Origin of the sequence: uncultured Devosia sp. (assembly GCF_913055165.1) — a bacterium.
Classification (GTDB): domain Bacteria; phylum Pseudomonadota; class Alphaproteobacteria; order Rhizobiales; family Devosiaceae; genus Devosia.
On sequence record NZ_CAJXJS010000045.1, the window covers coordinates 1 to 12,382 of the forward strand.

Genomic DNA, 12,382 nt, shown 5'->3' on the forward strand with positions numbered 1-12,382 from the left:
GGCCAGCCGCATAAAGGCGCTGGATGGTCGCCTCCTGCTCGGCCCGCATCCCAGCCTCATCGTCTGGGTGGCAGAAGCATAGCACTTTGACGACATGCTCCAGCGGCCATTCGCCGACACCGCCAAAGTCCGGACCCAAGTCGGGCTCGAGGGTCAGGGGACGAGAACCCGGCCACTCGACCGGGCGGCCAATCCACAGTCCACTCCCGGCCGCCGCGTACAGTGCGCGCTTGCCCAGACGGTTGTCGCAGAGAATGCCATAGCCACTCCGCCCATCCTGGACTCTGAGTGCAGCCTTGAGGCACAATTGCTTGAAGGCGTCGATCTTGTCAGTGCTTGCGCCGGGCATGGCTTCAAGTTGCATGCGGTGGTCGAAAGCGAAGACGCGCATGATCGACCAATCATTGTGCCGGTTGGTCGACCAGTGTAGTTGTTCGAGCTGCTTATCCTTGCGCAGCGCCGGTTCGACCACGCCGCGCTTTAGGAAGAAGTCGAGTTCCTCGGCCGATGGATAGGCCGGTGTGCAGCCGTGGCGGCTAACGGCAAAGGCGCCAGAGGCATTGGCGTATTCTAGCGCCCTGCCCCAACTGGCATTCTCAAGCCAGCCCTTGATCAGCCCGGACATGAAGCCATCGCCGGCACCCAGCACATTGAAGACTTCCACTGGGAAACCAGGTCCGGCTTCGCCATCGTCAAGGCTGTCCGGAATCGCGCCCGTGAAGGCAACCGCACCGTCAGCGCCGCGCTTGCAGACAAGCGTCGCGTCACTGACGGCTCGGACAGCCCGCAGCGCCGCGATCGTGTCTGTTGAACCGCCCGCAATGTGGAACTCTTCCTCGGTGCCCACGATCAGGTCAAACAGTGACAGATGCGCCTGCAGCTTGGCGGTCACCTTGTCGCTTTCAACGAAACGGCTTTCGCCGTCGCCATGGCCCGCCACGCCCCAGAGGTTCGGACGGTAGTCGATGTCGAGTGCTGTGCGCGCGCCATGCTTGCGGGCCAGGCTAAGAGCCTTGAGCACCGCCGCTTCGGTGTTCGGGTGGCTCAGATGCGTCCCTGTGGCAACCACCGCACGCGCTTCTGCAACAAAGCTCTCTTCGACATCCTCTTCGCACAGTGCCATGTCGGCGCAGTTCTCGCGATAGAAGATGAGCGGGAAACTGTTTTCGTCCCGGATGCCGAGCAGCACCAGAGCAGTCAGCCGCGCCGGATCCGTCTTGATGCCGCGAACATCGACCCCCTCTCGAGCCAGTTCCTCGCGGATGAAGCGCCCCATGTGTTCGTCGCCCACCCGCGTGATCAGCGCCGAGCGCAGACCGAGCCGCGCCATGCCCGTCGCCATATTGGTTGGGGAGCCACCGACATATTTCTCAAATGACGCCATGTCTTCCAGCCGGCCACCGATCTGTGTGCCATAAAGATCCACGGAGCACCGGCCAATGGTGATCACATCGAGTGCCTTATCGGGCTCGTTGGTCATGGTCTTGCCTGTCATCGAAGTCCAACTTTTTCAGCAATCGCCCTAAGTGTTTTGAGGCCAAGTTGTTGATATTCTAACGGATAATAGCGGGCGCTATCTTGTTCCGCCTCGATGACGACCCATCCCCGGTAGCCGGCATCTGCAGCGACCCGGAGCACGGGTTCAAACTCGACGCAGCCTTGCTCGTCGCCGGGAACAGTGAACGCGCCTCGGCGTACGCCCTCAAGGAAGGAGAGATCTTGCGTGCGCACTTCCTGCATCTTGTCAGACCGGATGTTCTTGCAGTGGATGTGCGTCACCCGATCCATGTATTTTCGCGCCAGTTGCGCTGGATCTGCGCCGCCGAAATAGGCATGTCCTGTATCGAGCAGCAGCCGTGTATGTGGACCGGCCATGTCCATGAAGCGGTCGATATCGTCCGCGGACTCGATGATCGTCCCCATGTGATGGTGATATCCCATCCTCACGCCCTCGCGGGACGCAAGCTCCGATAGCGCTTCATAACCCGTTGAGAAACGCTCCCATTGCTCATCAGTCATAATGGGACGATTATTGACAGGGATGCTGTCGTTGCCATGCACGGTGTTGGAGCATTCACAGGCATTGATGTGGGAGCCGCCAGCAGCCTTGGTAAAATCGATCCACGCCTTTAGCGAACGAAGTTCGGTCTCGATATCGTTGACCAAGATATTGGTCGAGTACCAGCCTGCCGCGAACCTTAGACCATATTCCCCGAGCTTGGCTTTGAGCGCCTCACCATCCGAGGGCATCTTGTGCCCTTTCTCGATACCGTCGAAGCCAATTGTCCGACAGTCGCCGAGGCAATCTTCAAGTGAAAGGTGATCGCCGATGCTCCAGTCGTCATCGTTCGACCAGGCTATCGGATTTGTACCATAAAGGATCATGGGCTTACCAAAAAACTAGAGTTGTGCCTTGATGTGCTCAATGCTCTGGCGGAGCGCCACCTCAAGGTCGGCGAGACCCTGAACCTCGGCAGCAAACGGTTCAAAGCTGAATGGACCTGTATATCCCGCGGCCCGGATCGCCCGGATCTGTTCGACATTCTTCAGCCGGTCATCTGCATCGACCAGCACGCGGTGCGGATCGAGCATGTCGGCGACTCCCACAAAGGGATCGGATACGCCCGAAATATGCACCAAGCCGGTCTCGGCGGGAAAAAACTCTGTCTCGCCGGCCAGATGGTGATGGAAGGTATCGTGGACGAGCTTGTACGTCTCCTGCCCGCCCGCTCGAGCAATGGCGTTCAGTGCCTTGCGCTTGGTCCGCAGGGACGAAATCGGGAAGCCAAGTGGTTCGACCAAACCAGTGATTCCGCGCATCTGTAGGATAGGCAGCATTGCGGCCAGTGCAGCCACGAGATCGTCGTCCGAAACTTCTCGCCCGTCATTGAGCGGACACATGACCAAACCCTTGGCCCCACATTCGCTCGCATAGTCTGCTAACAGCTCAGCCTTTTTCGGCAGGTCGCCTGACCAGACATTGAAGGGGTAAACGGCATTGATCGAAAGAATGGTGACACCGGCTTTGTCGGCAGCAAGCCGGACCGCAGAAGCCGGGACAGAGCCGACCATATCCGGCGTGTCATTGCGGATTTCTACTTCCGTCATGCCAAGTTCGCGGGCGAGCGCAAAGAAGGCGTCGAGCGAGCGGTCAGGCGCGGCGATGTGATTGAGTGCAAAACGCATGGTTGACCTAGTGGTAAAGAGCTGGCCGGACAGGAAGCTCGATGGGAATAATGGAGCCTGATTGCTCCTGGGCCATCACGCAGGCATCGGCTGTGATTGCCGCTACATAGCCATCCCAGGAGCTCGGGCCGCTGGCAGTCCCACTGGCCGCCGCATTTATGAAATCCTGCAATTCGACGTCATAGCTGTCGATGAAGCGCTGCTTCCAGTCTGTCATGATCGGAGTCTGCAGGGACGCATCCTTGCGCATCTGGATCGCCATGGGCTCCGGCAGATTGGCAAGCCCTTCTTCGCCCACGACCTGACACTGAATATCGTAACCGTACTGGCAGTTGACGAACACTTCCACATCGATGCGTACGCCCTTGGCGGTCTCTAGCAGGATGATCTGGGGGTCGCGGAGTTTGGAATGGCTCTTGGTGGTGACACGTGGATAGACAACCTGTGTAGAGACATAGTCGTCATTCAGCAGCCATCGAAACACATCGATCTCATGAATGAGTGTGTCGTGAATGGCCATGGGCGTCACATAGGCTTCTGGCACAGACGGGTTGCGGTGAGCAGCATGTACCATCAACGGCACCCCTATGCTGCTGTCGACAACCCGCTTGAGCAGGCGATACCCGGCGTCGTATCGGCGCATGAAACCGACTTGAACCAAACGGCGGCCGGCTGCGGCTTCGGCATCGACGACACGCCTTGCTCCATCGGCAGTTGTTGCCAAAGGTTTCTCGCAGAAGCAGGGCTTGCCCGCCGCGATCGCGGCCAGGACATATTGCTCATGCGTCGCGCCCCAGGACGTTACCAAGACGGCATCGACCTGATCAGACGAGATTAACTCTTCGCCGGTTGCAAACAGCTGCGCATCTGCTGCCACTTCCGCTTTCAGGGAGGCGGCATTGTCCGCGCTGACGTCGGAGACGCCGACGACTTTCGCTCCCGACAATACATGATTGATGCGTCGGGCATGATCCTTGCCAATGGCACCCGCGCCAATGACGCCAATTCTGACTGCCATTGCAGCCTCCTACTTGAAGTATTGGTCGATATAGCGCTGCATTTCGGAGCGCATAAACTTTCCAGAGTGATCGGCCCTATCTTCCCAGGCAAAAACGCAAGCTGTCATAATGCCGTCAAAGCCGATTTCAGCCAGTGTCCCGAAGAAGTCGTCCCATGGAACCTCACCTTGGCCAATGTCTAGATGCTGGTGAACGCGCGCCTGGGTGCCCGGTGGATTTAGAATATATCGCAGGCCGGAGCTGGCCCTGTGATTGAAGGTGTCGCCCACATGGACATGTGCCAAGACATCGGCGCACTGCCGGAGCATGGCCTTGGTGTCATCCCCGAAATAGAAGGTGTGAGGTGCGCAGTAGAGGAACTTCACATTCTTTGAGTTCACTGTGCGGATGATATCGACGGCAGGTTGAAGCGTCTCACACCAGTCCTCAGGGTGTGGCTCGACGTGCAGGGTAATGCCTTGCTTCTCAAAAGTCGGCACTAACTCTTCCATGGAGCGCCACCAAGCGTCCTCGCAGGCTTCGATCATTGAACCGGTGTGACAGCAGTAGCAGGAGCCCTTGTCAGGATGAGGTCCACGCCCGAACTCTGAGTTCATCACGTCAACTTCGAGCTCAACAGCGATCTCTATTGCGCGCTTCCAGTGCTTAACTGCCGCCTGACGCTCGACCTCATCATTGCTGGCCCAACGATACATGGGCAGAAGAGACGCAATTCCGACGCCATTCGCCTTGAGCGACTTCTTGAGGCTTCGGATGCGCTCCGGGAAGACCCGAGGGGCCTTGAACCATTCAAGAAAATCGGCGCGAGGACTGAGCTCGATCCATTCGTAGCCGAGCTCTGCAACCTTTCCAGGCAGTTCGTCTAGGCTGAGATGACGGTGCATATGCGGGTCTAGGGCGATTTTCATCGAGACTTCTCCGAAATTTGGGCAAGCCGGTTCCTGCCGGGCCGCCTATTGGCCCGTAAACCTATGGTACAGAACGAGAATTTTTGAGGTTAGGACTTTTTGCGGCGACGCTGGCGATACTGGTCCACCACCACTGCTGCCACAATAATCCCGCCCTTTATGATATCCTGGTAGTAGGCGTCGACGCGCAGGAAGGTGAAGCCCGAGATCATCACGCCCAGAATGAGCGCGCCGATGACAGCGCCCGTTATCTTGCCCTGACCACCGGCCAACGAGACACCGCCAATCACGGCAGCGGCGATGGCGTCGAGCTCATACATCATCCCCATGCCGGCCTGTGCTGTCTTGATGCGGGCAATGGCGACCACACCTGCGAGCCCGGCCAGCAATCCGGCAATGGCGTAGACCTTCACCAGGTGCCGCTCGATGTTGATACCGGATACCCGCGCGGCCTGCTGGTTGGCGCCGATGGCATAGGTGAACTTGCCGTATCGAGTGTAGCGCAGCGCGATGTGAAAGATGAGCGCTACGGCAAGAAAAATCACCACCGGCATCCATCGGCCAAGCCCATCACCGATCAACACAAAATCATCGGTAAAACCTGAGACCGGATTGCCATTGGTGTACCAGCGCGAGATTCCGCGCGCGGAAACCATCATCCCCAAGGTTGCGATGAACGGCGGAATCTTAGTGTAGGCGATGAGTGCGCCGTTGGTGATGCCCGCGATCAGGCCAACGCCGAGCCCCACTGCTAATGGCACGAAAAACGGCAGGTCTGTCAGGCTCGGATAGATAACTCGGGCCCAGTCCGATGACTGTGCAAAGCTCGCCGCAATCATCGCCGTGGCTGCAACGACAGAACCAGACGACAGGTCAATGCCCCCAGTGATGATGACCTGCGTCACCCCAACAGCGATAATACCGATGACCGCCACCTGCAGGATCATAATCTGCAGGCGATTGTAGTTGAATAGGAAGCTCTGTCCCTGAATGAACCAGCCAAGCAGCTCAAACAACAGAGCAATGCCGAGCAGCACCAGCAAGATGTTGACCTCTTGCGGCCACCGGCGCGCCCGCGCGATCGACTCAATGGGCGCGGACGCGCTGGACGTGGTTTGCGTTGACATGACTTTCTCCTGCCCTTCGTTCATTTTGCCGCCAGATCCATGATCTTGACTTGATCCGCTTCACTGCGGTCCAAGATGCCGGTTACCCGACCCTCGTGCATGACCATGATGCGGTCGCTCATTCCCAGGACTTCCGGCATCTCAGACGAGATCATCAGGACCGCCACGCCCGTCCTCGCCAGTTCAGTAACAAGGCGATGAATCTCGGCCTTGGCTCCGACATCGATACCTCGGGTGGGCTCATCCAGGATGAGGATTTTTGGCTGCGTGAGCAGCCAGCGCCCCACAAGAACCTTCTGTTGATTGCCGCCCGAAAGGTTTTCGATCCGCTCCCCCAGTCCCGGCGTCTTGACGCGCAACTTGCCGCACATATCTTCGCAGGCCGTCGCTATGGCGCTCTCCGAAACAAAGCCGGCGCGCACGAAGTTTTCATGCAGCACTGCCATCTGCATGTTCTCCTGTACGTCGAGCGATAGGAAGCAGCCGGTATCCTTGCGATCCTCAGTCAAGAAGGCCATGCCGAGAAGCAGGGCCTTATAGGGGCTGCTGATCGTCACCTGTTTGCCAAAAACTTCAATAGAGCCAGCAGTGGCTGGAGTTACGCCGAACAGAGTTTCCGCAACATTGGAGCGCCCTGATCCTACCAGCCCGGCCACGCCAAGGATTTCGCCAGCACGCAGGTCAAAGGACACATCCCGAAACCTTGAGCCCAGGGTCAGTCCCTTGACGGAAAGGACAACCTCACCAATAGGCACATCCTCCTTGGGAAACATCTGGGTGATTTCGCGCCCCACCATCATCTTGATGATATCGTCGCGCGTCACGGCCGAAGCGGGCTGTGTTGCGATGAAGCGGCCGTCGCGAAACACCGAGAACTCGTCGGCAATTTCGAAGAGCTCGTTCATTTTATGGGTAATGTAGATGATGCCGATCCCCTGCGCGCGAAGATCGCGAATTATCTGGAACAGATGGGCGACCTCCCGCTCTGTCAGCGCTGATGTCGGCTCATCCATGATCAGAACGTCAGACTCGTAGGACACCGCCTTTGCGATCTCCACCATTTGGCGGTTCGCGACCGACAAGCTGCCGATCTCAGCGTCTGGATCGAGGTCTATATTGAGCCGATCAAACAGTTCCTGGGTCATTCTGTGCATTCGGGCATGATCGACTAGACCAAGCCTGTTCAGTGGCTCACGCCGAATCCAGATATTTTCTGCCACGGTCATGAAGCTCATCAGATTGAGCTCCTGATGGATCATTGCGATGCCATTTTCGAGCGCGTCTAGGGGTGATTCCAAACGGATACCCAGCCCTTTGAGCTTTATGCTGCCTGCGTCAGGTTGATAAATGCCGGCAATAATCTTCATAAGGGTAGACTTGCCGGCACCATTCTCGCCCATCAGAGCGTGAACTGTGCCGCGCTTTAGCGTAAACCGGATGTCATCCAAGGCGACGACGCCAGGGAACTCTTTGCGCACCCCCTCTATTTCGAGAAGAAATTCTGATGACGGCACGGCACCGCTATGCCTGACCGCTCGCATCGTTTGGGGACTGACTGCCGCCTGTGCCGCCATGACACCCTCCTCCACCAGCATCAAAATGCGGGAAAATTGGATATCGGGGTCGCCCCCGATATCCCGAACGCCAGGGAGGCGATCAGTTTGCCGACAGGTAGTCGTCGATATTGTTGGGAGTAACCAGTTCGAATGGAATCCAGACTTTCTGGTCTACGGCTTCCCCGGCCGCAAGTTTGATCGCGGCATCCAAAGAACCCTGCCCCTGACCCGCAGCATTCTGGAAAACTGTCACATCAAGATCGCCCGCCTGCATTGCAGCGAGCGCATCCTGAGTGGCGTCGATGCCACCTACGACAACATCGTCCATGGCAATTCCGGCAGCCTTGAGTGCCTGGATTGCGCCGAGGGCCATCTCATCATTGTTGGCAATGACGGCGTCGAATTCGACACCGGCCGAGAGCCAGTTCGACATCAAATCCTGGCCTTGGGTCCGCGACCAGTTGGCCGTCTGCTGCTCGACGATTTCGATGAATGCACAGTCTGGCGTTGCGATCACATCCAGAATGTCCTGCGTGCGTTGACGCGCAGCCTGGTTGGACAGCTCGCCCATCATGACAACTGCCTTTGCGCCCTCGCCCTTACCCTCTTCCTTCAGGAGCCGACAAATCTCTTCGGTTTGCAGGGTACCCGACTCGACTTCGTTCGAAGCGACGAACGCCTGATTTTCTGGGAGAGTATCGATGTTAACCGGCATACGATTGACATACACAAGAGGTATGCCGCCCTCCACGGCCAGTTGGCTCATGGTCTCAGTTGCGTCGGTATCCACGGGGTTTACTATGATCGCATCGACGCCTGAAGCAACAAAGTTTTGGATCTGGTTAAGCTGACGGCCCACGTCGTTCTGAGCGTCCTCAACCTGCAACTGGACGCCGTTCAGCGACGCCGCTTGGTCTTCCATCCCGGTTCGCAAGACCGTCAGGAAGTTGTCATCGAACAGCGCCATCGAGACGCCGATATTCTGTGCACTGGCTGAGCCTACCATCGTCAGGGCGATAGCGGTCGACAACATAAGCTTGTTCATTCTTCCTCCCAGACGCCATCCCTCGGCGCCTCAAAGTGGAGCAGCCACCACGCACAAACCAAAAATCTTGATCCGTGTGGGCAGAACCTGCTCACCTCCCAAATCTCGCGCCCACCGCGAGATCACGGACGAAGATTCCTCACAACGCTGACGATAGTCAATCACAGAACATGCAGCAAATACATCATTCTTGATAGAATCAAATACTGTCTTGATTGATTTCCATCAACGGCTAAAGCGATTCAGGGGTCCATACTTCGCTGGGCAGAAAATGCTGCCCCGGGGTGGCGGACAGACCACGCTCCGTTACGGCAACCATCACATCCCGCAGATCTTCGCACATGTTTCTCAACGGGGTGCCAATAACAATCGAGACCGTCCTGTCTTGTAGCGCCATGCGGGATTCATCGGTCAATTCGTTGACGATCAGGACGACTTCGCCAGGCCTACTCAGTTCCCTTACCGCCGAGATCGCGCCCTCCATGCCGCCTCCTGCACAATATATACCAACGAGATCCGGATGGTCGTCCAACATCTGGACTGTAGCTTCATAGGTGAACTGGCGATTCTCCATGTTCACTAATGGATTGAGCATTTCGAGGTGAGGCGCGTATTCACGCAGGGAGCTCCGGAAGCCAGTCTCGCGCAATTCATGCCCATGAAAGCGCGTTCCACCAATGAAAACACCGACTTTGCCTTTCCGGCTAGCCAGCTTCGCCATCAGCCAGCCGACAGCACGACCAACTTTTAGGTTGTTAAGGCCAATATAACTCTCGCGCACGCCTTGAGCGAAGTCAGAGAGCAAAGAGAAAGTGGGAGTACCGGCGTTCTTGAGCTCTTGGACTGCCAGCGTAACCTCGTGATGATCAAGGCCAGTTGCGGCCAGAGCGTCAACTTTTCCTGCCAAAGATCGAATAAGGTCGGCCAGCTCGCCCGGCTGCGTGGTCTCAGCAAATTTGATACTTGTCGAAATTCGGTGCGTGGTGCACGACGCCATCGCCTCCCCAATCTCCTGGACGAAATGTTGGTAGAATGCGTGGCGTCCCTTCTGGAGGATAAACCCGAAATGCAGTTCAGGCCGAACGGCATCTACTCTGCTGCTGATTGAATTGAGACCGTGATACCCTAGGCGCCGCGCCGCCTGCTCAACCTTCTGGGCTGTATCCGCGCGAACCTGGTGCCTCCCGTTGATAACACGGTCCACAGTGGCAGTACTGACGCCAGCTTCCCGGGCAAGCTGGGCGATAGTTATCTTAGGCATGAACAGCAATCTCTTAGTCTCATCATTCTGATGTACTAACATCACTCTTGACGGAGTAATATCATTTTCTAGTGCAGGCCGTCTGTGGGGTGTTGTGTATGGGACGAAAGCCAACGGCGCAGGATGTGAGCATCGCTGCAGGCGTTTCGCGGTCTACGGTGGATCGCGTGCTAAACAATCGCGGCGGTGTAACGCCGGACAAAGAAAGGCGAGTTTTGCTTTGGGCTCGCAGGCTTGGTCTGGACCGGGCACTGGATCTGCGCGCAGCACGAACCTTGCAGATCGCCATCATTCTGCAGCAGGCAAGCAACCCCTTCCATGCAGAAATGCAAAAACAATTCCGTGCGGCCAGTCTTGAGATGTCAGGCCTGAACCTAAGCCTCAGCATCTTTCATATGGCATCTGATCGGCGCAAGCTGATGAAACTGATCGAAAGCGTAGGTAGCCGATATGACGGCCTTATGGTGAGCCTTTCGCGCAGCCCGGAGATTTCAGCAGCGCTCATCAAGGTCAGCCGTAACATCCCCCTTATCACTGTTGCCACTGACATCCCTGATTGTGGACGCCAAGCTTATGTAGGACCCGATGACATTCAGGCCGGACGTGTGGCCGGGGACCTTTTGGGCCGCTTTATAGTGAAGGACGGCGGAAAGGTTCTGGTCATTGCTGGCGCGCTCGCGATGGAAGGGCAGGAGCGGCGCATCCAAGGCTTCGGCGCCGTTATGTCGGATCGTTATCCCCAATGCCGCATCTTGCCTGTGCGTGAATGCGGCGACGACGAAAATAAGGCGCACCGGATTGCAGTCCGCGCGCTTCAACTGCATTCGGACATCCAGGGTATCTACGTCTCGTCACAGGGGGCACGGGCCGTCGCCGAGGCGCTGGACCTTGCAGGGAGGAGCGGCACGGTTTCGCTGGTGACGCACGAACTCACAACGGAAAGGCGCCAGTTATTGCTGGATAAGCGCATTGATGCAGTGATCGATCAAGATCCTGCATTCGAGGTGCGCGTGGCCATACAAACTATGGCCTGCTTGCTCGGCAGGCTGGAGGGATCGCCTGAAAGCAGGGTCACGCCGATCCATATCCACATGATCGAAAACGCCTGATCCAGCTCGGTCAATTTGAAGAAATCTCTTCAAATTTGCAGTTGTCGTTCCCCATTCAGTTGCTAGCGTCAGGGCAGCCGCGAGCCTTGATCTGGCTTCCGCGGCAGGAGGATAGCGACAATGACTGCGGACAATGGGGGCATCGACACCCCCAACCGTCCAGTGCGGCTGGCTCTGTTTGGTGCCGGACGGATCGGCGCCGTGCATGCTCACAATGTTTCCGCGATGCCGGGCGTAGAACTAAGACATGTTGTCGATCCGACACCGGCTGGCGCTGCATTGGCCCACACCCTGGCGACCCGACACAGCGATGCCAAAATGGCCTTGAACGATGACGCGCTTGACGGCGTGCTTATCTGCTCGTCCACAGACAGCCACGCTGAGCTCATAATTGCCGCCGCGGAGCGCGGATTGGCGGTTTTCTGCGAAAAACCCGTCAGCCTTGATTTCAGAACCGTCGTACGCGTGACGGAAGCCGTCGAACAGTTTGGCATCCGGTGCATGCTTGGCTTTCAGCGCCGCTATGATCCGGATTTCCGGACTGTTCGCCAGCGCATCCAATCAGGACGGTCGGGGCAGCTCGAACAGTTGATCATGCATACGCGCGACCCTGCCCCTCCATCCATCGACTATGTGCGCCGCTCGGGAGGAATGTTGCAGGACCAGGCGATCCACGATTTCGATCAGGCGCGATACATGTGCGGCGAAGAAATCGTGCGGGTGTTCGCCGTTGGAAATTGTCAAATCGAACCAGCTATCGGCGCCGCCGGTGACATCGATACGCTCATGGTGGTCATGACCACAGCTTCAGGCTGCATGATCCAGATGGCCAATAGCCGACGAGGGCCTCTGGGCTACGATCAGCGCTTGGAGGCCCATTGCAGCCACGAGGTTTTGTTTATCGATAACGGCGCAGACAGCAATGTGCGCATTGCATCTGCCGAGGGTGCGCTAACCGCCCCTCCCAAAGACTATTTCATCACTCGTTTTGCGTCGGCCTATAGCGCCGAAATGGAGGCCTTTCTTACCTGGCTGCGCGGTGGCCCTGCCCCGCTTGCGACCATCCGAGATGGCCTGGAGGCCCAAAGACTTGCCGAGGCTTCGCTTCAATCCATCATTTCAGGCTTGCCCGTCGAGCTGACACCAGGCTGGCAACTGCAGGGAGAGTGAA

General features: G+C 57.4%; 11 protein-coding genes. 2 read left to right on the plus strand and 9 right to left on the minus strand.

Translation table 11 applies throughout. The features are described 5' to 3' along the window. The 9 genes from iolC to QZ564_RS13870 form a co-directional block, all read right to left on the minus strand. Positions 1 to 1,495 (minus strand): 5-dehydro-2-deoxygluconokinase (iolC, locus tag QZ564_RS13830; protein WP_297110990.1); only part of this gene is annotated, 1,495 nt, incomplete at its 3' end. Continuing rightward, complete coding sequence (gene iolE, locus QZ564_RS13835) at positions 1,492 to 2,385, minus strand: myo-inosose-2 dehydratase (RefSeq protein WP_297110993.1); 894 nt, start codon at positions 2,383 to 2,385, stop codon at positions 1,492 to 1,494. The genes iolE and iolC, both read right to left, overlap by 4 nt. Before the next feature lie 15 nt (positions 2,386 to 2,400). Continuing rightward, positions 2,401 to 3,186, minus strand: a complete 786-nt coding sequence (locus QZ564_RS13840; protein WP_297110995.1) for a TIM barrel protein — start codon at positions 3,184 to 3,186, stop codon at positions 2,401 to 2,403. Between the two features lie 7 nt (positions 3,187 to 3,193). After that, complete coding sequence (locus QZ564_RS13845) at positions 3,194 to 4,204, minus strand: Gfo/Idh/MocA family oxidoreductase (protein WP_297110998.1); 1,011 nt, start codon at positions 4,202 to 4,204, stop codon at positions 3,194 to 3,196. 9 nt (positions 4,205 to 4,213) lie between these two features. Beyond that, positions 4,214 to 5,113, minus strand: a complete 900-nt coding sequence (locus QZ564_RS13850) for a sugar phosphate isomerase/epimerase (RefSeq protein ID WP_297111001.1) — start codon at positions 5,111 to 5,113, stop codon at positions 4,214 to 4,216. Positions 5,114 to 5,202: 89 nt separating this feature from the next. Next, entirely contained in the window at positions 5,203 to 6,240 is a 1,038-nt protein-coding gene (locus QZ564_RS13855; RefSeq protein WP_297111054.1) for an ABC transporter permease, read from the minus strand. Between the two features lie 20 nt (positions 6,241 to 6,260). Beyond that, positions 6,261 to 7,814 carry a sugar ABC transporter ATP-binding protein gene (locus tag QZ564_RS13860; RefSeq protein ID WP_297111004.1) on the minus strand — a complete coding sequence of 518 codons (1,554 nt, stop codon included), beginning with the start codon at positions 7,812 to 7,814 and terminating at the stop codon, positions 6,261 to 6,263. A gap of 82 nt (positions 7,815 to 7,896) precedes the next feature. Further along, positions 7,897 to 8,841 (minus strand): sugar ABC transporter substrate-binding protein, encoded by a 945-nt coding sequence (locus QZ564_RS13865; RefSeq protein ID WP_297111007.1) that lies wholly within the window; start codon positions 8,839 to 8,841, stop codon positions 7,897 to 7,899. A 232-nt stretch (positions 8,842 to 9,073) separates the two neighbouring features. Next, positions 9,074 to 10,102 (minus strand): LacI family DNA-binding transcriptional regulator, encoded by a 1,029-nt coding sequence (locus QZ564_RS13870; protein WP_297111010.1) that lies wholly within the window; start codon positions 10,100 to 10,102, stop codon positions 9,074 to 9,076. A gap of 125 nt (positions 10,103 to 10,227) precedes the next feature. Between QZ564_RS13870 and QZ564_RS13875 the strand changes: the two genes are divergently transcribed. Together QZ564_RS13875 and QZ564_RS13880 are read left to right on the plus strand one after the other, a co-directional pair. Then, positions 10,228 to 11,211, plus strand: a complete 984-nt coding sequence (locus QZ564_RS13875; RefSeq protein ID WP_297111014.1) for a LacI family DNA-binding transcriptional regulator — start codon at positions 10,228 to 10,230, stop codon at positions 11,209 to 11,211. A gap of 120 nt (positions 11,212 to 11,331) precedes the next feature. Next, complete coding sequence (locus QZ564_RS13880; protein WP_297111017.1) at positions 11,332 to 12,381, plus strand: Gfo/Idh/MocA family oxidoreductase; 1,050 nt, start codon at positions 11,332 to 11,334, stop codon at positions 12,379 to 12,381. Position 12,382 lies beyond the last annotated feature (1 nt).